At 66.2% G+C, this 19,662-nt stretch carries 20 protein-coding genes; 11 read left to right on the forward strand and 9 right to left on the reverse strand.

All coding sequences use genetic code 11. The features are described from left to right. Positions 1–14: 14 nt before the first annotated feature. The 3 genes from ACJ7Z0_RS05750 to ACJ7Z0_RS05760 all read left to right on the forward strand — a co-directional run bounded on the left by ACJ7Z0_RS05750 (position 15) and on the right by ACJ7Z0_RS05760 (position 2,543). The gene (locus ACJ7Z0_RS05750; protein ID WP_434789052.1) at positions 15–764 is read left to right on the forward strand and encodes an NAD-dependent epimerase/dehydratase family protein; all 750 of its coding nucleotides are present in this window, start codon (positions 15–17) and stop codon (positions 762–764) included. Next, positions 761–1,300, forward strand: coding sequence for a cupin domain-containing protein (locus ACJ7Z0_RS05755; protein ID WP_434789053.1), 540 nt, complete (start codon positions 761–763; stop codon positions 1,298–1,300). Before ACJ7Z0_RS05750 ends, ACJ7Z0_RS05755 begins: the two co-directional genes overlap by 4 nt. Before the next feature lie 82 nt (positions 1,301–1,382). Beyond that, positions 1,383–2,543, forward strand: a complete 1,161-nt coding sequence (locus ACJ7Z0_RS05760; protein ID WP_431130751.1) for an ABC transporter substrate-binding protein — start codon at positions 1,383–1,385, stop codon at positions 2,541–2,543. Position 2,544: 1 nt separating this feature from the next. Here the strand turns inward: ACJ7Z0_RS05760 and ACJ7Z0_RS05765 are convergent, their stop codons facing one another. Then, on the reverse strand, positions 2,545–3,264 hold the full coding sequence (locus ACJ7Z0_RS05765) for a Crp/Fnr family transcriptional regulator (protein WP_434789054.1): 720 nt from the start codon (positions 3,262–3,264) through the stop codon (positions 2,545–2,547). 132 nt (positions 3,265–3,396) lie between these two features. On the opposite strand from ACJ7Z0_RS05765, the gene ACJ7Z0_RS05770 reads away from it, so the two are divergent. The 8 genes from ACJ7Z0_RS05770 (at position 3,397) to ACJ7Z0_RS05805 (ending at position 12,075) form a co-directional block, all read left to right on the forward strand. Beyond that, positions 3,397–3,987, forward strand: a complete 591-nt coding sequence (locus ACJ7Z0_RS05770; protein ID WP_431130747.1) for an HD domain-containing protein — start codon at positions 3,397–3,399, stop codon at positions 3,985–3,987. Positions 3,988–4,021: 34 nt separating this feature from the next. Beyond that, positions 4,022–4,789, forward strand: coding sequence for a class II aldolase/adducin family protein (locus ACJ7Z0_RS05775; RefSeq protein WP_434789055.1), 768 nt, complete (start codon positions 4,022–4,024; stop codon positions 4,787–4,789). A gap of 93 nt (positions 4,790–4,882) precedes the next feature. Then, positions 4,883–5,761, forward strand: coding sequence for a bile acid:sodium symporter family protein (locus tag ACJ7Z0_RS05780; protein WP_434789056.1), 879 nt, complete (start codon positions 4,883–4,885; stop codon positions 5,759–5,761). A 7-nt stretch (positions 5,762–5,768) separates the two neighbouring features. Next, complete coding sequence (locus ACJ7Z0_RS05785) at positions 5,769–6,695, forward strand: LysR family transcriptional regulator (protein ID WP_434789057.1); 927 nt, start codon at positions 5,769–5,771, stop codon at positions 6,693–6,695. Between the two features lie 77 nt (positions 6,696–6,772). Further along, positions 6,773–8,200 carry an FAD-dependent tricarballylate dehydrogenase TcuA gene (tcuA, locus tag ACJ7Z0_RS05790; protein ID WP_434789058.1) on the forward strand — a complete coding sequence of 476 codons (1,428 nt, stop codon included), beginning with the start codon at positions 6,773–6,775 and terminating at the stop codon, positions 8,198–8,200. Next, the gene (gene tcuB / locus ACJ7Z0_RS05795; RefSeq protein ID WP_434789059.1) at positions 8,184–9,410 is read left to right on the forward strand and encodes a tricarballylate utilization 4Fe-4S protein TcuB; all 1,227 of its coding nucleotides are present in this window, start codon (positions 8,184–8,186) and stop codon (positions 9,408–9,410) included. Before tcuA ends, tcuB begins: the two co-directional genes overlap by 17 nt. 103 nt (positions 9,411–9,513) lie before the next feature. Further along, positions 9,514–11,787: a glycoside hydrolase family 3 N-terminal domain-containing protein gene (locus ACJ7Z0_RS05800; RefSeq protein ID WP_434789060.1), complete on the forward strand. Its 2,274-nt coding sequence runs from the start codon at positions 9,514–9,516 to the stop codon at positions 11,785–11,787. Positions 11,788–11,793: 6 nt separating this feature from the next. After that, positions 11,794–12,075 (forward strand): hypothetical protein, encoded by a 282-nt coding sequence (locus ACJ7Z0_RS05805; protein ID WP_431130734.1) that lies wholly within the window; start codon positions 11,794–11,796, stop codon positions 12,073–12,075. Between the two features lie 63 nt (positions 12,076–12,138). On the opposite strand, the gene ACJ7Z0_RS05810 is transcribed toward ACJ7Z0_RS05805, so the two are convergent. The 8 genes from ACJ7Z0_RS05810 to urtA form a co-directional block, all read right to left on the reverse strand. Then, the gene (locus ACJ7Z0_RS05810) at positions 12,139–12,489 is read right to left on the reverse strand and encodes an alpha/beta hydrolase (RefSeq protein WP_431130732.1); all 351 of its coding nucleotides are present in this window, start codon (positions 12,487–12,489) and stop codon (positions 12,139–12,141) included. 148 nt (positions 12,490–12,637) lie between these two features. Then, positions 12,638–12,985: an FmdB family zinc ribbon protein gene (locus ACJ7Z0_RS05815; RefSeq protein ID WP_434789061.1), complete on the reverse strand. Its 348-nt coding sequence runs from the start codon at positions 12,983–12,985 to the stop codon at positions 12,638–12,640. A 7-nt stretch (positions 12,986–12,992) separates the two neighbouring features. Next, positions 12,993–14,225 carry a formamidase gene (fmdA, locus tag ACJ7Z0_RS05820; RefSeq protein WP_431130729.1) on the reverse strand — a complete coding sequence of 411 codons (1,233 nt, stop codon included), beginning with the start codon at positions 14,223–14,225 and terminating at the stop codon, positions 12,993–12,995. A gap of 43 nt (positions 14,226–14,268) precedes the next feature. Next, positions 14,269–14,958, reverse strand: a complete 690-nt coding sequence (urtE, locus tag ACJ7Z0_RS05825) for an urea ABC transporter ATP-binding subunit UrtE (protein WP_434792615.1) — start codon at positions 14,956–14,958, stop codon at positions 14,269–14,271. A 340-nt stretch (positions 14,959–15,298) separates the two neighbouring features. Continuing rightward, positions 15,299–16,042, reverse strand: coding sequence for an urea ABC transporter ATP-binding protein UrtD (urtD, locus tag ACJ7Z0_RS05830; RefSeq protein ID WP_354375017.1), 744 nt, complete (start codon positions 16,040–16,042; stop codon positions 15,299–15,301). An 18-nt stretch (positions 16,043–16,060) separates the two neighbouring features. Then, a complete protein-coding gene (gene urtC, locus ACJ7Z0_RS05835) occupies positions 16,061–17,269 on the reverse strand; it encodes an urea ABC transporter permease subunit UrtC (protein WP_434792616.1) in 1,209 nt (402 codons plus the stop codon). 34 nt (positions 17,270–17,303) lie between these two features. Continuing rightward, complete coding sequence (urtB, locus tag ACJ7Z0_RS05840; RefSeq protein ID WP_434789062.1) at positions 17,304–18,218, reverse strand: urea ABC transporter permease subunit UrtB; 915 nt, start codon at positions 18,216–18,218, stop codon at positions 17,304–17,306. A 143-nt stretch (positions 18,219–18,361) separates the two neighbouring features. Further along, complete coding sequence (gene urtA, locus ACJ7Z0_RS05845; RefSeq protein ID WP_434789063.1) at positions 18,362–19,627, reverse strand: urea ABC transporter substrate-binding protein; 1,266 nt, start codon at positions 19,625–19,627, stop codon at positions 18,362–18,364. Positions 19,628–19,662 lie beyond the last annotated feature (35 nt).

A 19,662-nucleotide genomic window follows, 5' to 3' on the forward strand; every position in this document is an offset into this window, starting at 1 on the left:
ACAAAGGACATGCGATGAGCGAGAAGATATTCGTGGCGGGTGCGGCCGGCGCCATCGGCAGTGCGCTGGTCCCGCTGTTGATCGAGGCCGGCTACACCGTGTACGGCAGCACCCGCCGCCCCGAACGCGCGTATGCGCTGGAGGCGCGCGGCGCACGTCCGGTCATCGTCGACGTGTTCGACGCTGAAGCTCTGCGCGTGGCACTGAAGCGCATGGCGCCAATGGCGGTGATCCACCAGCTCACCGACCTGCCGCCCGACCTCGATCCCAAGCTGATGGCCGATGCCGCCCATCGCAACGCACGCGTGCGCAGCGAAGGCACGCGCAACCTCGTGGCCGCGGCGCTGGCGGCCGGCAGCCGCCGGCTGGTGGCCCAGAGCATTGCCTGGGTCTACGCACCGGGGCCCCTGCCCCACCTCGAAGAGCATCCGCTCGATCTCGAGGCCGAAGGCAGCCGCCGCGTCAGCGTGGACGGCGTGGCTGCACTCGAGCGCAGCGTGCTCGGCACGCCGGGCATCACGGGCACGGTGCTGCGCTATGGCCTGTTCTACGGTCCGGGCACCTCGAACGCCGGGCCCAAGGGCGCATGCCCGGTCCACGTGGAGGCCGCGGCCTGGGCGGCGGTGCTGGCGCTGCGGCAGGCGCAAGGCGGCGTCTTCAACATCGCCGAGGACAACCCCGAGGTCAGCAGCGAAAAGGCGAAACGCGATCTCGGCTGGCATGCATCGCTGCGGCTGCGTCCGCGGCAAGGAGTTGAATCGTGAAGGCGGCCCGGCTTCATCGCGGGCCGCTGGGGGCTGGCATCGCCGCGCTCTCGCTGGTGCTGGCCGCCGGCTGGGCGCTGATGCCGAACGGCAACCGGCAGGAGGCGGTGGAGTGGTTCGCCGAGGTGTGCAGCAGCGTCGCGCGACCGATGTTCTCGTCCGCCCCGGCGCCCGCGGGCTCGGGCGCCGACGCCAGGCCCGCCACTTCGGTCAAGGTTCTCTCGTGCGAAGCGCTGCCGAACGTGCCGGGCAAGTCGGTCACCACGGTTCTGGTCGACTTTCCGCCACTCGCGTATTCGCCGGCCCATCGGCACCCGGGCTCGGTGACCGCGATCATTCTCGAGGGCACGATCCGCTCTCAGCTTGGCGGCGGGCCGGTGGGCACCTACAAGAGCGGCGAAACCTTCTTCGAGCCGCCGCGCACGCTCCACCTCTTTGCGGAAAACCCCGATCCGGTGCGCCCAGCCAAGCTGGTGGCCGTGTTCGTTACCGACGAGAACTGCGGACCGCTGTTGCTGCCACCCGACGCCGACTGAAGAGGTGCCTAGGGTGCGGGAGCATTCCGCACAGGCATCGAACTTGCTACACTTTTTTACTAATTTGTACGAAAGGTGGCGCATGGACGGCTCTCGAAGAAAACTGGTGCAGGCGTGCGGGGCGATGCTGCTGGGCGGCAGCCTTCCTCTTCCCGTGCTCTCGCAATCCACCAAGGCAGCAGCAGCGGGCTCGCGGGTCGTCCTGCTGGGGCAGTCGGTGCCCTTGACCGGTGCGGCCGGCGAGATCGGGCTGGCCTTCGCAGCCGGCAGCCGGCTGGCCGTGAGCGACTTCAACGAGCGCAATGCCGCCGGCGGCCTCCAGCTCAAGCTGCTGCAGCTGGACGACGGCTATGACGCCGGCCGGGCCGCCGCCAACGCCCGCACGCTGCTGGGCCCGGACAAGGCCGACATGCTGTTCGGCTTCGTGGGCACCGCCAGCAGCGACGCCGGGGCGAGCGTCGCCGCGCAGCAGGGCAACCTGCTGTTCGCGCCTTTTGCCGCAGCCGATTCGCTGCGCGAGGCGAGCCATCCGAACGTGTTCCACGTCCGCCCCGGCATGATCGACGAAGCCCTGAAGATCGTGCGCCAGTGCGCCACCGTGGGGCAGACGCGCATCGCGCTGGTGGGCGACGACGACGCCATGGGCCGCGCCGGCCTGGCCGCCGTGCAGCAGGCCATCACCGAACTCAAGCTCCCCGCGCTGGTTGCCACGGCCATGGTTCCTGCGGGCGGCGACAAGCTCGACGCGGCGCTGAAGACAGTGCAGCAGCAGACGCCGCAGGCCATCGTGCTGGTATCGCTCTCGGGCACCACCGCCAATGCGATCCGCAAGCTGCGCAAGAGCGGCTACACCGGCAGCTTCATGGCGTTCTCGATCGTGGGCATCGACCCGCTCTACGCCGAGCTGGGCAAGGACATCGGCGGCATCGTGATCTCGCAGGTGGTGCCGTCGCCGCGGCCTTCGGCCATTCCCATCGTCAAGGAGTATCGCGCCGCGGTCGACAACTCCGACCAGACGCCATCGTACGAAGGCCTGGAGGGCTTCATTGCGGCCAAGGTGGTGGGCGAAGCGGTTCGCCGCGCGGGGCGCGGCTTCACGACGGCCAGCCTGCAGCGCGTGATGACCGCCATGACGGACTACGACGTGGGCGGCTTCCGCGTCAACCTGCGCCCGGGCCTGCGCGATCCGTCGAGAAACATCGACCTGATCAGCATCTCGGCCGACGGCCGCGTGCTGCGCTGAGTCATCCGCTCCTGACCAGCGCCTGCAGCGCATCGACCGACAACAGGTCGATGCGCCCGTAGCCCAGCGAAATCACCTCGTCGCGCGCGAGTGCGTTGAGTTCTTTGGAGAGCGTCTGCCGCGAGACGCCGAGCATCATGGCCAGCGCCTCCTGCGGCAGCATCAGCGTACGGCGCAAGTGCACCGACTGCGTGGCATCGCCTCGCGCCAGCACCAGGAGCCGGTGCGCCACGCGCGCACGCAGGCTGCGCAGCGTGGCATCTTCGGTCAGGCCGTAGAGCATGCGCACGCGCGCGGCCAGCATCGCGGCAATCGCGTTCGCAAAGACCACGTCGCGCATCTGGTGGGCAAAGGCCTCCGGCGGCACCACGAGCAGGTCGAGCGATTCCAGCGCAGTGGCGTCGTGCGTGCGCGGCGAGCCGTCGATCAGCGTGATTTCGCCGAACCAGTTGCCGGGCTCGAGCACCGCGAGGATGGCCTCGCGCCCATCCTGGCGCAGCGACGAGATCTTGATGGTGCCTGCCGCCAGCCCATAGAAGCCACCGCCCGCCGCATGCACCGGATCGCCCTGGCGAAACACCATGGCTCCTCGCCGCACGTGAATCAGTTCGGCCGCGCCCACCAGCGCCTCGCGCTGTGCGCGCGGCATGCTGGTGAACCACGGGTTGCGCTCCATTGCGGCGCGGTGCAGAGCGGAAAGACGCAGCTTGGGAGCGGCCATGCGGGAGAAATTGCCTCGAAGACGCCTCGGGGCGGGGTTTACCAGAGCCTTGCATTGTCAAATTCAAGACAGTTGAACGTCAAGCACAGGTCTACAGTGGCCGGCATTCCCCGAGAACATGGAGACGACACGATGAGCGAACGGGCAAGTTTCAAGAGCATGCAGGAGAGCACGCGCGAGGACTGGCAACTGATCGGCGGCGAGTTCAGGCAGTTTGCGGGCGGCCTGCCCGCACGCGTGATCAAGCACCTGCAGATCCTCGAAGGCGACTACGGCGGCTTTCCGGTCGACCGCTACACCCATTCGCTGCAGACCGCGACGCGCGCACTGCGCGACGGCCGCGACGAGGAGTACGTGGTGTGCGCGCTCTTGCACGACATCGGCGACACGCTCGGCAGCTTCAACCACCCCGACATTGCCGCGGCGATTCTCAAGCCCTTCGTGAGCGAAGCCAACCACTGGATGGTGCAGCACCACGGCATCTTCCAGGGCCACTATTTCTTTCATCACATTGGCTTGGACCGCGACATGCGCGACAACTTCAAGAGCCATCCGCACTACGAGCGCACGGCCGAGTTCTGCGCGCTGTACGACAACCCGGCCTTCGACCCCAAGGCCGAGACGCTGCCCATCAGCGAGTTCGAACCCATGCTGCAACGCCTGATGGCCGAGCCCAAGCAGAGCATCTACAAGGCCGCGATGAAAGAACCCGCGGCCGCCTGAAACCGACCAGGAACCCGAGAAGGAAACACCCCCCATGAACGCAGCCTCCCAACCCGAAATCCAGAAGCTCGTGTCCGCCGAAGAATGGCAGCTGCGCGTCGACCTTGCCGCCTGCTATCGCCTGGTGGCGCTCTACGGCTGGAGCGACCTGGTGTTCACCCACATCAGCGCGCGCATCCCCGGGCCCGAGCACCACTTCCTCATCAACCCCTATGGGCTCATGTTCGACGAGATCACTGCGTCGAGCCTGGTCAAGGTCGACCAGCAGTGCAACAAGATCATCGAGTCGCCCTACCCGGTGAACCCGGCGGGCTTCGTGATCCACAGCGCGGTGCACGCCGCGCGCGAAGACATCCAGTGCGTGCTGCACACCCACACCAAGGCCGGCATTGCCGTGAGCGCGCAGAAGAACGGCGTGCTGCCCATCAGCCAGCAATCGACCTTCGTGCTGGCTTCGCTCGCCTACCACGACTATGAAGGCGTGGCCTTCCGCGACGACGAAAAGCCGCGCCTGCAGGCCGACATGGGCAGCGCCAATTTCCTCATGCTGCGCAACCACGGCCTGCTCACCTGCGGCAAGACCATTGCGGACGCCTTCCTTTCGATGTACACCTTCGAGAACACCTGCCAGATCCAGATTGCGGCCCAATCGGGCGGTGGCGAACTCACGCACGTGAACCCGAAGATCGTCGAAGGCGTGGGCCAGGCCATGAAGGTGCAGACCGGCGGCCTGGGCGGACAGTTCGTCTGGCCATCGCTGATCCGCAAGCTCGACCGCATCGACGACAGCTACAAGCAATAAGCGCCGATCCCGGTTTACACGGCTGCCAGCGCCTGCGCGACAGGTGCCGGCAGCCATTTTTTTAGAAGAACCAGAAAGAGGAGACAACAAGGCATGGACGCTACGCTCATCGTGACCCGCTTCCTGTTCGGCGCGCTCGCGCTGGTGATGTTCGGGCTCGGGCTTTCGCTTTCGCTGGACGACTTCCGGCGTCTCTTCAGGCACCCCAAGGCGGTGACCATCGCGCTCGCGCTGCAGGTCGTCGGGCTGCCGCTGGCCTGCTACGCGATCATCGTCGGCTTCGGGCTGTCGCCGGTGTTCGCCATCGGGCTGATGCTGCTCGCGGCTTCGCCGGGCGGCATCTCGGCCAACCTGTTCTCGCACTTGTTCGGCGGCAACGTGGCCATGAACATCTCGCTCACGGCCGTCAACACGCTGCTGTCGATCGTCACGCTGCCGCTCATTGCCAACTGGGCCATCGGCCACTTTGCGCAGAGCGGCCAGGTGGTGCCGCTGCAGACGCGCAAGCTGGTGGAGGTGATCGCCATCGTGCTGGTGCCGGTGGCCATCGGGATGATCGTGGCCTCGCGCCGGCCCGGCTTCGCGGCGCGCATGGAAAAGCCGACCAAGATCTTCAGCGCCGTGGTGCTCGCGGTGGTCACGGTGCTGGCCATCGCGAACGAGTGGAAGAACATCACCGCGACCTTCGCCGAGATCGGGTTGCCGGTGCTGCTGTTCAACCTCGTGAGCCTGCTCGCGGGCTACTACCTGAGCCGCGCCGCGGGCCTCGACAAGCCGCTGGCCACGGCCATCAGCTACGAGATCGGCATTCACAACTCCACGCTGGCCATCTTCATCGCCGTGAGCGTCCTGGGGAGCTTTCAGCTCGCGCTGCCGGCGGCCATCTACTCGGTGGTGATGTACATCACCGCCCCGCTGTTCGGCTGGCTGGTGTTGCGCCGGCGGCAACCGGTGGCCGTGCCTGCGCGATGATGCGGGCATGGAACTTCGGCAACTGCGCTACTTCGTCAAGGTCTGCGAGCTTCGCAGCATGGGCCGCGCGGCCATCGAACTGGGCGTGGTCACTTCGGCACTGAGCCAGCAGATCAGCCGGCTCGAGGGCGAACTCTCCACCCGGCTGCTGCAGCGCAGCTCGACCGGCGTGACGCCCACCGACGCCGGCCTCGCCTTCTTGCAGCAGGCGCAGCTCACGCTGCGGCATGCCGACGATGCGGTGCGCGCGGCGCAGCAGGCGCGCCTCTCGGGCCATGTGAGCGTGGGCCTCGCGCCCACCACGGCCACGGTGCTCGGCGTGCCGCTGATGCGCGCCATGCAGGAGCGCTACCCCGAGGTGCGGCTGCACATGGTCGAGGCACTGTCAGGCCACCTCACCACCATGCTGCAGGCGCGCCAGCTCGACCTGGCGGTGCTGTTCCAGACCGACACGCCGCGGCGCTGGAGCGTGCTGCCGCTGCTGGCGGAAAAGCTGTTCGTGATCGCATCGCCCCATCTTGCGCAGCGCCCGTCCGGCGCCAAGGTGCGGCTGTCGCAACTGGCCGAGCTGCCGCTCATCCTGCCCAGCGGAAGCCACGGCTTGCGCGCCACGCTGATGGCCGCTTTCGCGCGGGCGCGCATCCAGCCGCGCATCGTCGCCGAGGTGGATGGCCTGGCGTTGCTGATGGACGCGGTGCGCGCGGGCTACGGCGCCACCATCCAGCCCGGTGCGGCCACCGCGCGCCATGACAGCGACGACCTTCAGCTCACTCAGATCAGCGGTGCGCACGTGGGCCGCCACAACCTTCTGGTGAGCCTGTCCGACGACGAACTTTCGCCGGCCGCGCTGGCGGCGCGCGTGGTGCTTGCCGACACGGCCCGCGCCCTGGTGCGCGAGGGCCGCTGGACCGGCGCAAGTCTTCTCGATCACTGAACACCCGTTGCCTCGATCGGCCTTTCGCGTGAAGGCCGCGCTCCCTAAAGTCTCCTGCATTCCAAGGAGACCCACGAGTGATCGATGTATTGGTTGTCGGTGGCGGCAATGCCGCGCTGTGCGCCGCGCTGATGGCGCGCGAGGCCGGTGCCTCGGTGCTGCTGCTCGAAGCCTCGCCGAAGGAGTGGCGCGGCGGCAATTCGCAGCACACCCGCAACCTGCGCTGCATGCACGACGCGCCGCAGGACGTGCTGGTCGAGGCCTACCCTGAAGAGGAATACTGGCAAGACCTGCTGAAGGTGACCGGCGGCCTGACCGACGAGCACCTGGCGCGGCTGGTGATCCGCGCCTCTTCCGACTGCCGCGACTGGATGCGCAGCCATGGCGTGCACTTTCAGCCGCCGCTCTCGGGTGCGCTGCACGTCGCGCGCACCAATGCCTTCTTCATGGGTGGCGGCAAGGCGCTGGTGAACGCCTATTTCCGCAGCGCGGAACGGCTGGGCGTGCAGATCCGCTACGACACGCCCGTGGCCTCGGTGGAGCTCGACGGCGAGCGCTTCGTGGCCGTGCGCACCGAGGCCGGCGAGCGCATCGAGGCGAAGAGCTGCGTGCTGGCCGCAGGCGGCTTCGAATCGAACCGCGAATGGCTGCGCGAAGCCTGGGGCCGGAACGAGCGCGGCGAGTGGCCGGCCGACAACTTCCTCGTCCGCGGCACGCGTTTCAACCAGGGCGTGCTGCTGAAGTACATGATCGGCGCCGGCGCCGACAGCATCGGCGATCCGTCGCAGGGCCACATGGTGGCGATCGATGCGCGCGCGCCGCTCTACGACGGCGGCATCTGCACCCGCATCGATTGCGTGTCGCTCGGCGTGGTGGTCAACCGCGAGGCAAAACGCTTCTACGACGAGGGCGAAGACTTCTGGCCCAAGCGCTATGCGATCTGGGGCCGTCTGGTGGCGCAGCAGCCGGGGCAGATCGCCTGGTCGGTGATCGACCAGAAGGCGGTCGGCCGCTTCATGCCGCCGGTCTTCGCCGGTACAGAGGCGAACACGCTCGGCGAACTGGCGCAGAAGATCGGCCTCGACGAAGCCACCTTCGTGCGCACCGTGCAGGACTACAACGCCGCCTGCCGCGTCGGCAGTTTCGACCACGCCGCGCTCGACGACTGCCATACCGAAGGCCTCGCGCCCGCCAAGACGCACTGGGCCCGCCCGCTCGACACCGCGCCCTTCTACGCCTACCCCGTGCGGCCCGGCATCACCTTCACCTACCTGGGCCTGAAGGTGGACCAGACCGCGGCGGTGCGCTTTGGCGGCCGGCCGAGTCCCAACCTGTTCGTGGCCGGCGAAATGATGGCCGGCAACGTGCTGGGCAAGGGCTACACGGCCGGTGTCGGCATGAGCATCGGCACGGCCTTCGGCCACATCGCAGGCACGCAGGCCGCGCGGGCCGCCAAGAACCTTTCGAAGAAATCCCCGGAGACCGCCCTTGCAGCAGCTCACTGATCTCGTCGCACGCGCCCGTGCGGATGCCGACGGCATCGGCAGCGCCCCGGTGCGCGTGATCCCCATCCGCCCCGCGCTGCCACTGACCGCCAGCGAAGACGAAGTTGCGCGCATCCTGCAGATCTGCAACGCCTGCCGCTATTGCGAAGGCTTCTGCGCGGTGTTCCCCGCGATGACGCGGCGGCTGGAGTTCGGCAAGGCCGACACGCACTATCTCGCCAACCTGTGCCACAGCTGTGGCTCCTGCCTGCATGCCTGCCAGTACGCGCCGCCGCACGAATTTGCGGTCAACGTGCCGCAGGCGATGGCGCAGGTGCGCATGCAGACCTACCACGACTACGCCTGGCCCCCTGCGATGGGTGCGCTCTACAGGAAGGCCGGCCTCACCGTCGCGCTGGCCCTGGCCGGTGGGCTCGCACTGTTCCTGGTGCTGGCCGTGGCGATGACAGGCACGCTGCTGCACGAACCGCTCGCGGGCAATTTCTACGCGATCTTTCCGCACAACTTTCTCGCGCTGGTGTTCGGCGCGGTGTTCGCCTTCGTGCTGTTCGCATTGGCAATGGGCGTGCGGCGCTTCTGGCGCGAGGTGTCGCCGGCGCAGGAGAACCCGCCCACCCAAGTGGCCGGCGTGCGCGCCGCTGCGAGCGCCGAGGCCGCTCACGATGCGCTGCGCCTCACCTACCTGGGCGGCGGCCATGGCGAGGGCTGCAACAACGAAGACGACCGCTTCACGCTCTGGCGCCGGCGCTTTCACCACTTCACCTTCTACGGCTTCATGCTGTGCTTCGCCTCCACCTGCGTGGCGACGCTCTACCACTATCTGCTCGGCCTGCATGCGCCCTATGCGCTCACGAGCCTGCCGGTGCTGCTGGGCACCGCGGGCGGCATCGGGCTGGTGGTCGGGCCGGTCGGCCTGCTTTGGATGAACCTGCGGCGCCATGCGGCGCAGGGCGACGTGGCGCAGCGACCGATGGACCGCGGCTTCATCGCGCTGCTGCTGCTCACCAGCGTCACGGGCCTGGCCCTGCTCGCCTGGCGCGACACCGGCTTCATGGCGCTGCTGCTGGCGGTGCACCTGGGCGTGGTGATGGCGCTTTTTCTCACGCTGCCCTACGGCAAGTTCGCGCATGGCATCTTCCGCTCGGCGGCGCTGCTCAAGTTTGCGATCGAAAAACGCCTGCCCAGCCGCTTGCAGCTGGGCGCCGACTGAAGCGCCCGGATCCGACGCAGGGCGAGCCTCTGCGAACCGGATGTAACAGCGCCAAAGCCCGACCGGACAAGTCTGCCCCGCTTTGGCGTGAGAATGGCGGGCCATGCACGTTCGAATCCCCGCCATGGCGGTCCTGCTGGGCCTGGCCTGTTTTCTCTCCCCCGCTTCCGATGCAGCCCCTCCCACCACCAGGGAGACCCAGGGCGCGGACGCCCGTATCGATTCGCTCATCGCCCGCATGACAGTCGAGGAGAAAGTGGGCCAGCTCAGCCTCTACGGCCCCGCCGACACCAACATTCCCGGCAACCCCCAAGCCGGCCAGCGCAACGCACAACAAGAGATCGACGATGTGCGCGCCGGGCGGCTCACCGGCCTGTTCAACAACCAGGGACTGGAACGCAAGCGCGTGCTGCAAGAGGTGGCCGTGCGCGAATCGCGCCTGGGCATTCCGCTGCTCTACGGCGCCGACGTGATCCACGGCTTTCGCACCATCTTCCCCATGCCGCTGGCGGAAGCCGCTAGCTGGGAGCCCGCGCTTGCCGAGCGCACCGCGCGCGCGGCGGCGGTGGAAGCCAGCGCCGACGGCTTTCGCTGGACCTTCGCGCCGATGGTGGACATTGCACGCGATGCGCGCTGGGGCCGCGGCATCGAAGGTGCGGGCGAAGACGTGTACCTGGCCAACCTGTTCGCGGCGGCGCGCGTGCGCGGCTTCCAGGGCAGCGACCTCTCGCGCGGCGATGCCCTGCTGGCCACGCCCAAGCACTTTGCGGCCTATGGCGCCGCGGAGGGCGGACTCGACTACGCGGCCACCGACATCTCCGAGCGCACGCTGCGCCAGGTGTACCTGCCGCCGTTCCGCGCCGCGCTGGACGCGGGCGCGCTGTCGATCATGAGCGCCTTCAACGAGATTTCAGGCATTCCGTCGATTGCCAACCCGGCGCTGCTGACGGGCGTGCTGCGCGAGGAATGGAAGTTCAAGGGCTTCGTGGTCTCCGACTACACCGCCGACGAGGAACTGATTGCGCACGGCTACGCGGCCAACGGGCGGGAGGCGGCCAGGCAGTCGTTCCTGGCTGGCACCGATGTCAGCATGCAGAGCGGCCTGTACATGCGCTACCTGCCCGAACTCGTGGCCTCGGGCGAAGTGCCCATGGCGCGCCTGGACGATGCGGTGCGCCGCGTGCTGTGGGTCAAGCAGAAGCTCGGCCTGTTCGATCAGCCTCTTCGAGGGCTCGATGCCGCACCGGCCCGGGCACGCGCCGAGAACCCCGAGCACATCGCCCTCGCGCGCGAGGATGCCCGCCGCGCCATCGTGATGCTGAAGAATGAGCGCGCGGTGCTGCCGCTGCCCAGGTCCGGCAAGAAGATCGCGCTGATCGGGCCTTTCGCCTCGGGAACGCAGGACCTGCTCGGCGCCTGGAGCCTTTTCCCGGGCCAGTCGGCTCCCGTCGGCATCGAAGACGGCTTGCGCGCCGCGCTGCGCGACCCCGCGGCGCTGGCGGTGGTACGCGGCTCGGGCATCGATGCGCCGTTGGCCGGCGGCATCGAGGCCGCGGTGGCGGCCGCGCGCGACGCCGACGTGGTGGTGCTCGCCATCGGCGAGGGCCAGCTCATGTCCGGCGAGGCCCGTTCGCGCACCGACATCGGTATTCCCCAGGCCCAGCAGGATTTGGCTGAAGCCGTGGCGGCCACCGGCAAGCCCGTGGTCGTGCTGCTGAGCAACGGCCGCGCCATGGCGCTCAGGGGCGCGGTGCGCAACGCCGACGCCATCCTCGTGACCTGGTTTCTCGGCGTGCAGACCGGCACCGCCATTGCCGACGTGGTGTTCGGCGACTTCAATCCTTCGGGCCGGCTGCCGGTGAGCTTTCCACAGGCCTCCGGCCAGGTGCCCTTCTACTACGGCCAGAAACGCACCGGGCGGCCGCTGCCCGACAACGACCAGGCCATGGCATTCAAGACACGCTACGTGGACACCACCAATCAGGCGCTCTACCCCTTCGGCCACGGCATCGGCTATGCACCGGTGCGCTACGACAGCGTGGAGATGAGCCAGGACCGGCTGCCGCTCGGCGGCACGCTGCGCGTGCGTGCCACCCTCACCAACACCGGCCAGCGCGAGGCCGAGGAAGTGGTGCAGCTCTATGTCGCAGAACGCGCCGCGAGCGTGACGCGGCCGGTGCGCGAGCTCAAGAACTTCCGCAAGGTGCGCATCGAGTCCGGCGCATCGAAGGTGGTCGAGTTCACGCTCGGTGCCGACGACCTGCAGTTCATCGGCCGCGACATGAAGCCGACCGTGGAGCCCGGTGAGTTCGACCTGTGGGTCGCGCCTTCGGCCACGGGCGGCCTGCGAAAGAGTTTTGCGCTGACGCGGGAGTGAGGCCCCATGACCACCTCCCCCGTACCCATCGAACAGCGCCTGGACCTCGTCTCCGAGACGGACATCGAGACCTACTGGTTTCAGCCGACCGGCACCGTCTCGGCAACGCTGGGCGAACGGAACGGGCCTGTGTGCGCGCCGGTGTTTCAGTACAGCGTACTGTCCGACGACAGCATCGAGATTGCCGACAGCGAGCGCGTGATTGCCACCTGGACGCGCATCGAAGTCGACGGCGATGTGTTGCGTGCCGAGTGCAACGGAAAGTTCAAGACTTTCCGCATCGGCTGACGGGACGACCGCCTCAATGAAAACGGGCCCGAGGGCCCGCTTCATCGTCAGAGAACGATCGGCTTACAGGCCAGCTTGGCGCGTGAACGACACGCTGGGCTTCTTGTAGGCTTGCGGCACTTCGTCGCGGTAGAAAGCGCGGCGGTCGAGGCTGGCGAGCGGGTCGTGCGCCTTGGCAACGGCTTCGGCCTGGATCACCGAGCGGTCGGCGGTCGAGCTGAAGGCTTGTGCGCCGGCGCTGGCGCCTTCGCTGTATTCGTTGCCGGCGCGGGCGGCTGCAACGGCTTGCGGGGCGACTTCGGCGCGCGAGACGCCGGAGTTCACGCTCACCACGCCTTCATAGGTTTCAGCGTGCGCACCGGCAGCAGCCAGGAGCGAGAGAGCAGCGGCAGCGAGGATCTTCGAGGCATTCATTTCAATCTCCTAATGGGTTGGTTGGTGAGATGAAGTTTGAGCCCGAAGCCCCATGAAAAAACGCCGCAAAATGAATCACGGCGTTCACGGGATTGAAACAATCGAGCGCCACGAATCCATCGTGCCGCCCCGATTGATTAGCGCAGCATTAGTGCGAAATCATCCATGGCCGCTTCGACGGCGCAGACTTCGCGCCGTTCGCCGCGGTCACCGTCGCACCGCTGCGCCTGGACGATCCCGAGCAACAGCCGCAGCCCGCCGGATGCTTGAAGCGCGCGTAGTCCCGCGAACTGCCCGGTTCATGCCGCGCACGCTCATTGGTCTCCATCGCACGGCGCGTGCCCGAGGCCATCAGCGCGAGCCGTGGCGCGGCCGAAAGTACACGCGGCGATGCGCCTCCGCAGTCGGGGCACGCGGCCGGCTCGTCGCGTTGGCCCGAAGGCCGCAGCGCATCGAATCCGCCGCATTGGCCGCAGGCGTAGTCGTAGGTCGGCATGGGCGCCTCAGGCCAGGTCGTGCGACAGCGGCATCTCGATGCTGCCGTCGATCATCTTCACCGGCCCCGATGCATTCGGATTGATGTCGAAGTCGAAGATCTGCGTGGGCAGCCAGAGCGTGGCGCAGGAGTTGGGCACATCGACCACGCCACTGATGTGGCCCTGCACGGGTGCTGTGCCCAAAATCGAATACGCCTGTGCGCCGGAGTAGCCGAACTTCTTCAGATACTCGATGGCGTTGAGGCAGGCCTGGCGGTAGGCCACGTTCACGTCGAGGTAGTACTGCTTGCCGCTCTCGTCGACCGAGATGCCTTCGAAGATCAGGTAGTCGTTGTACTGCGGCGTGATCACGCTCGGCTTGAAGATCGGATTCTTGATGCCGTACTTGGCCATGCCGCCCTTGATGAGCGTGACCTTCATGTGCACCCAGCCGGCCATCTCGATGGCGCCGCAGAAGGTGATTTCGCCATCGCCCTGGCTGAAGTGCAGGTCGCCCACCGAAAGGCCCGCGCCGTCGACATACACCGGAAAGAACACCTTCGAGCCGCGCGACAGATCCTTGATGTCGCAGTTGCCGCCGTGTTCGCGCGGCGGCACGGTGCGGGCGCCCTCGGCCGCCGCCTTGGCGCGTGCTTCGCCGCTCATCTTGCCCATGTGGGCGGTGCCGGCCGAGGGCGGGTTGGCCAGGCCGGGCACGCGGGTCGGGTCGGTGTCGATGAGCTTCTGCTCGCGCTCGTTCCACATGTCGAGCATCGGCTTGTCGGGCAGGCAGCCGATGAGGCCCGGATGGATCAGGCCCGCAAAGTTGACGCCCGGCACGTGGCGCGAGCTGGTGAACATGCCCTTGAAGTCCCAGATGGATTTTTGCGCTTCGGGAAAATGGTCGGTCAAGAAGCCGCCGCCGTTCTTCTTCGAGAAGAAGCCGTTGAAACCCCAGAGGCTGTCCTGCTTGGCGCCGATGTCGAGCAGGTCGACCACCAGCAGGTCGCCGGGCTCGGCGCCTTTCACGCCCACGGGGCCCGAGAGGTAGTGCACCGTGCTCAGGTCGATGTCGCGCACGTCGTCGGCGCTGTCATTGTTCTTGATGAAGCCGCCGGTCCAGTCGAAGGTCTCGAGGATGAAGTCGTCGCCCGGGTTCACCCAGCAGGCCATCGGAATGTCCGGATGCCAGCGGTTGTGGATCATCTCGTTCTCGGTGGGCGACTTGGTCAAATCGACCTTGATCAGCGTGTCCGTCATTTGCAGTGGCTCCTGGTTGGGTTGTGGGTAACGGAAGAAGAGGTCATACGGAGAGATAGGCCTTGATGTGGTTCACATCGGTCTTGTCGCGCGCGGTCTCGTGCACCAGGCGGCCGCCCTCGATCACGAAAAGCCGGTCGGCCACGTCCATGGCAAAACTCAGCACCTGCTCGGACACGACGATGGTGATGCCGCGCAGCTTGCGGATCTCGTTGAGCGCCTTGGCGATGTCCTTGATGATCGAAGGCTGGATACCCTCGGTGGGCTCGTCGAGCAACAGCACCTTGGGGTCGGTGACGAGGGCGCGTGCAATGGCCAGTTGTTGTTGCTGGCCGCCGGAGAGGTTGCCGCCCTTGCGGCGCTTCATGTCCCAAAGCACGGGGAACAGCGCATAGATTTCTTCGGGAATGCGTTTTGTCTTCGAGTTCTCCAGGCCGGTCTGGATGTTCTCTTCGACGGTCAGCGTCGGGAAGATCATGCGGCCCTGCGGCACATAGGCAATGCCCTTAGCCACGCGCCTGAAGCTTTCGTCGCGCGACACGTCCTGCCCCGCCACTTCGATGCGGCCGCTCTTGATGGGAAGCACGCCCATCAAGCTTTTGAACAGCGTGGTCTTGCCCATGCCGTTACGTCCCATGATGGCTACGGTTTCGTTGGCGTGGCCCTCGAAGGAGATTCCGTGCAGGGCTTCGCTCTGGCCGTAGGCTACGTGCAGGTCATCGACCTTCAGCATGATGTTGCTCATGTCACTTCCTGGGTTGTTCGTTCTGGACGCTGCTGTTCAGGGCGGGTGCAAAGGGCACCGGGTACTCCCCTCCGCGAATGTCCCCCGGGCTTCGCCCTCCTCCTTTATTTCGCTGCGGGGAGCACCCGATGCCCTGTGCACTTGGGCACGCGGCTGGTGTGCGGCTGATCAGCAACCGCCCTTTCCAACGCTCACGTCGATGGGGTGCCTTGCGCAGCGAAATAAAGGAGGAGGCCGCAGGCCGGGGGACATTCGCGGAGAAAGGTACCCCGTCGGCGGGAGCGCGCCCTGAACAACGCACAACGTGACGAATAGAACAACCAGTCATCTAGTGCCCCAGATAAACATCGATCACCCTCGGATCCGCCTGCACCTTCTCCATCGGCCCTTCGGCGAGGATCTTTCCCTGGTGCATCACGGTGACCTTGTGCGCGATCTGCTTCACGAAGGCCATGTCGTGCTCGATGACGATCACCGCGCGGTTCTGGCAGATGCGCTTGAGCAGCTCGGCCGTGAGCTCGCGTTCGCGCGCGCTCATGCCTGCAATGGGCTCGTCGAGCATCAGCAGCTCGGGCTCCTGCATCAACAGCATGCCGATCTCCAGCCACTGCTTCTGTCCGTGGCTCAGCAGGCCCGCCTCGGTGCGCAGCTTGTCGGCCAAGCCGATGTCTTCGGCCACCGCCTGCACCTTGGCCTTGACCTCGTCGTCGCACTTGAACGCCAGCGCACCGAGCACCGAGCGGCCCTTGGGGAACGACACCTCGAGGTTCTGGAACACGCTGAGGTTCTCGTAGATCGATGGTGTCTGGAACTTGCGGCCGATGCCCAGCCGCACGCGCTTGTGCTCGGCCATTTTCGTGAGCTCGGTGTTCTTGAACTTGATGCTGCCGCCGCTGGCGCGTGTCTTGCCGCAGATCAGGTCGAGCAGCGTGGTCTTTCCGGCGCCGTTGGGGCCGATGATCACGCGCAGTTCGTTCTTGTCGATGTAGAGCGTGAGGTCGTCAATGGCCTTGAAGCCGTCGAAGGAGACCGTGAGGTCTTCCACGGCGAGCGCGAAGTCGGTGTTGCTCATGAAGTGGTGACTCCGGGTTCAGGCGTGCTGGCTGCCGACGCCTTCGGGCAACTGCGGGTCGGGCGAAGACGGCGACGAGGAAAGAGAGGCCGGTGCGGGCGGCATCGGTGTGGATGCGGGCGGCTGCACCGCCGCCTCGCGCAGCGCCTTGCGGCGATCCTTCCACCAGGGCTTGATCTTTTCGTCCCAAAGGCCCGCGAGCCCCATCGGGAAAGCCATGGTCACGCCGATGAAGAGGCCGGCCATCAGGAACAGCCACAGGTCCGGAAAACTCTCCGAGAAAAGCGTCTTGCCCGCATTCACCAGCAGTGCGCCGTACACCGCGCCTACCAGGCTCATGCGGCCGCCCACGGCGCAGAAGATCACCATCTCGATGGACGGCACGATGCCCACGAAGCTCGGCGACATGAAGCCCACCTGCAGCGCGAACATGGCGCCACCGATGCCCGAGAGCCCGGCCGCAAGGCAGAAGATGAAGACCTTGAAGTTCGACACGTCGTAGCCCGAGAAGCGCACACGGTCTTCCTTGTCGCGCATGGCGAGCAGCAGCGTGCCGAGCTTGCTGGTCTGGATCCAGCGGCATAGCACGATGCTGCAGACCAGCAGGCCGACGCAGACGTAGTAGAGGATGTACTTGGCGCTATCGGTGCGCGTGTCCCAGCCCAGCATCGTCTTCAAGTCGGTCATGCCGTTCACGCCGCCGGTGTAGCCCTGCTGGCCGATGATGAGTACGGTGCAAATGAGCGCCACCGCCTGCGTGATGATCGCAAAGTAGACACCGCCCACGCGGCGCTTGAACATCGCAAAGCTCACGAGCCAGGCCAGCGCCATCGGTGCCAGTACCACCAGCATGAGGCTCAGCGGCAGGCTCTTGAACGGCAGCCACAGCATGGGCAGCTCGGTGATCTGGTTCCAGTCCATGAAGTCCGGAATGCCGGGCGTCGACTGGATCTTGGTCGTGATGGGGTCGGAGGCTTCGAGCTTGAGGAACATCGCCATTGCATAGCCGCCGATGCCGAAGAACACGCCCTGCCCCAGGCTCAGCACCCCGCCGTAGCCCCACACCATCACCAGCCCTACCGCGACGAAAGCGTAGGTGAGGTACTTGCCCACGAGGTTCAGGCGAAAGATGTCGAGCGACAGCGGCAGCGCGACTGCCAGCAGCAAGACCAGCAGCAAGAGGCTGCCGAGCTGGTAGCGCAGGATCGAGGCCTTGATGAAGTTCATCATCGAAACGTTCTCCAGAAAGGAATCGGGTTCATCAGCGCCGGACTTTCACGGCGAAAAGCCCTTGCGGTCGCATCATCAGAATCAGCACGATCAGCGAGAGCGTCAGCACCTTGGCCATCGAGCCGGTCATGAAGAATTCCGAGATCGATTGGGTCTGCGCAATGCCGAAGGCCGAGACCACCGTGCCCAGCAGGCTGGCCGCGCCGCCGAAGGTGACGACGAGAAAGGCATCCACGATGTAGAGCGAGCCCGAGGTCGGCCCGGTCGAGCCGATGGTGGTGAAGGCCGCGCCCGCCATGCCGGCAATGCCGCAGCCGATGGCAAAGGTCAGCCGGTCGGTCTTCATGGTGTCGATGCCGGTGGCGTTGGCCATGGTGCGGTTGGCCACGGTGGCGCGCACGCGCAGGCCCCAGCGGCTCTTGTGCAGCGCGACCAGCACGCTGCCGGTAACCAGTGCCGTGAGCGCAAGCACGAACAACCCGTTGATCGGAATGTCGAGGCCTTCATGCGGCGTCCACGAGCCCATGAGCCACTCGGGCAATGTCGGGCTCACTTCCTTTGGGCCGATGAAGGTGCGGAAGAGTTGCTGCAGCCCCAGGCTCACGCCCCAGGTGGCGAGCAGCGTGTCGAGCGGCCGCTTGTAGAGGTGCCGGATCAGCACCCACTCCACGATCCAGCCGACGATGAAAGCGAACACGAAAGCCAGCCCGATGGCAATCGGAAAGTAGTACGGCATGAACGCGGGCGCCAGGCTTTCGGTAACGCGCGCGGCCAGGTAGATCGAATAGGCGCCGATGGTCATGAACTCGCCATGCGCCATGTTGATCACGCCCATCTGGCCGAAGATGATCGCGAGCCCGAGGCCCATGAGCAGCAGCACCGCAAAGAGGCTCAGCCCCGCGAAGCCCTGCATCAGGCCGATGTTCATCATGTCCGACAGAGTCATGGAGAGTTCCCGTATTGGCTGTTGGCTCCTTCCCCCTCTGTGGGAAGGCTGGGATGGGGGCAGGCAGAGCGTGTCCACTGGCAACGCCGCTTGCCCCCACCCTTGCCCTCCCCCAGAGGGGGAGGGAGAAAGTCATCAGGGGTTTATTGATAGCCCTTCGGAAACGGATCCGGCTTGATCAACTCAGCCGATTCCGCCACCACCTTGAACGTCCCGTCCAGCTGCCCCTGCCCGATGCGCGCCTTGCTCCACAGGTGGTGGTTCGCGTCCAGCTTCACGTAGCCTTCCGGCGCGGTCTTCAGTTCGATGCCCGGCGAGCCGGCCACCACCTTGTCGACGTCGAAGCTGCCGGCCTTCTCCACTGCCGCCTTCCACAGCCACGGGCCGAGGTAGCCCGCCTGCGTAACGTCGCCGATCACCGCGTCCTTGCCGTACTTGGCCTTGAAGGCGGCCACGAACTTCTTGTTGTTCTCGTTGTCGAGCGACTGGAAGTACTTCATCGACGAATAGAAGCCCGCGAAGTTTTCGCCGCCCACGCCGGTCATTTCGTCTTCGGTGACGGCAAGCGTCAGCAGGAACTGCTTGTCGCCCGTGATGCCCGCGGCCTTGAGCTGCTTGTAGAAGGCCACGTTCGAGCCGCCCACCACCGCCGCGAAGATGCAGTCGGGCTTGGCGACCTTGATCTTGTTGATCAGCGAGTTGAAGTTGGTGTGGCCCAGCGGGTAGTACTCCTCGCCCTTGACCGAACCCTTCTGGAAGTTCTCGATGTGCTTGCGCGCGATCTTCATCGAGGTGCGCGGCCAGATGTAGTCGGAGCCGACGAGGAAGAAGGTCTTGGCCTTCTTCTCCTTCGCGCCCCAGTCCAGGCCCCAGATGATCTGCTGCGTGGCTTCCTGGCCCGTGTAGATCACGTTCTTGCTCTGCTCCAGGCCTTCGTAGAAGGTCGGGTAGTACAAGAGGCCGTTCTCCTTCTCGAACACCGGCAGCACGGCCTTGCGCGAGGCGCTGGTCCAGCAGCCGAACACCGCGGCGCAGTGGTCGTTGACCAGCAGCTTCTTCGACTTCTCGGCGAAGGTCGGCCAGTCGGAAGCGCCGTCTTCCTTGATCACCTTGATCTTGCGGCCAAGGATGCCGCCCATCGCGTTGATCTGGTCGATGGCGAGCTGCTCGGCCTGGATGGAGCCAGTTTCCGAGATGGCCATGGTGCCGGAGGACGAGTGCAGCTGGCCCACCGTCACTTCGGTATCGGTCACCGCGAGCTTGGTGGTGTTGACCTTGGCCGTGGGGAACTGCGACTGGCCGAAGCTCAGGCCACTCAGGCCCATCACGGGCAGCGCGGCAGCGCCCTGCAGCAGTCGTCGGCGGCGCAATGCCAGGGCATCGAGGGAGGGATCGGAAGCACGCGACATCAGGAACTCCAGGCAGGTTGAGGAAAAAGAAACCC

This window comes from Variovorax palleresanus (genome assembly GCF_051144945.1).
Taxonomy (GTDB): Bacteria; Pseudomonadota; Gammaproteobacteria; order Burkholderiales; family Burkholderiaceae_C; genus Variovorax; species Variovorax paradoxus_S.

Bases quoted from the DNA above. Each gene is read 5' to 3' on its own strand.
- ACJ7Z0_RS05765 (WP_434789054.1), bottom strand. From the start codon at position 3,264: ATGGCCGCTCCCAAGCTGCGTCTTTCCGCTCTGCACCGCGCCGCAATG.
- urtD (WP_354375017.1), bottom strand. From the start codon at position 16,042: ATGAGCAACACCGACTTCGCGCTCGCCGTGGAAGACCTCACGGTCTCC.
- ACJ7Z0_RS05810 (WP_431130732.1), bottom strand. From the start codon at position 12,489: ATGAATGCCTCGAAGATCCTCGCTGCCGCTGCTCTCTCGCTCCTGGCT.
- ACJ7Z0_RS05805 (WP_431130734.1), top strand. From the start codon at position 11,794: ATGACCACCTCCCCCGTACCCATCGAACAGCGCCTGGACCTCGTCTCC.
- ACJ7Z0_RS05750 (WP_434789052.1), top strand. From the start codon at position 15: ATGAGCGAGAAGATATTCGTGGCGGGTGCGGCCGGCGCCATCGGCAGT.
- ACJ7Z0_RS05815 (WP_434789061.1), bottom strand. From the start codon at position 12,985: ATGCCGACCTACGACTACGCCTGCGGCCAATGCGGCGGATTCGATGCG.
- urtA (WP_434789063.1), bottom strand. From the start codon at position 19,627: ATGTCGCGTGCTTCCGATCCCTCCCTCGATGCCCTGGCATTGCGCCGC.
- ACJ7Z0_RS05760 (WP_431130751.1), top strand. From the start codon at position 1,383: ATGGACGGCTCTCGAAGAAAACTGGTGCAGGCGTGCGGGGCGATGCTG.
- ACJ7Z0_RS05780 (WP_434789056.1), top strand. From the start codon at position 4,883: ATGGACGCTACGCTCATCGTGACCCGCTTCCTGTTCGGCGCGCTCGCG.
- urtE (WP_434792615.1), bottom strand. From the start codon at position 14,958: ATGCTGAAGGTCGATGACCTGCACGTAGCCTACGGCCAGAGCGAAGCC.
- ACJ7Z0_RS05775 (WP_434789055.1), top strand. From the start codon at position 4,022: ATGAACGCAGCCTCCCAACCCGAAATCCAGAAGCTCGTGTCCGCCGAA.
- ACJ7Z0_RS05800 (WP_434789060.1), top strand. From the start codon at position 9,514: ATGCACGTTCGAATCCCCGCCATGGCGGTCCTGCTGGGCCTGGCCTGT.
- ACJ7Z0_RS05770 (WP_431130747.1), top strand. From the start codon at position 3,397: ATGAGCGAACGGGCAAGTTTCAAGAGCATGCAGGAGAGCACGCGCGAG.
- urtB (WP_434789062.1), bottom strand. From the start codon at position 18,218: ATGACTCTGTCGGACATGATGAACATCGGCCTGATGCAGGGCTTCGCG.
- ACJ7Z0_RS05785 (WP_434789057.1), top strand. From the start codon at position 5,769: ATGGAACTTCGGCAACTGCGCTACTTCGTCAAGGTCTGCGAGCTTCGC.
- urtC (WP_434792616.1), bottom strand. From the start codon at position 17,269: ATGAACTTCATCAAGGCCTCGATCCTGCGCTACCAGCTCGGCAGCCTC.
- fmdA (WP_431130729.1), bottom strand. From the start codon at position 14,225: ATGACGGACACGCTGATCAAGGTCGATTTGACCAAGTCGCCCACCGAG.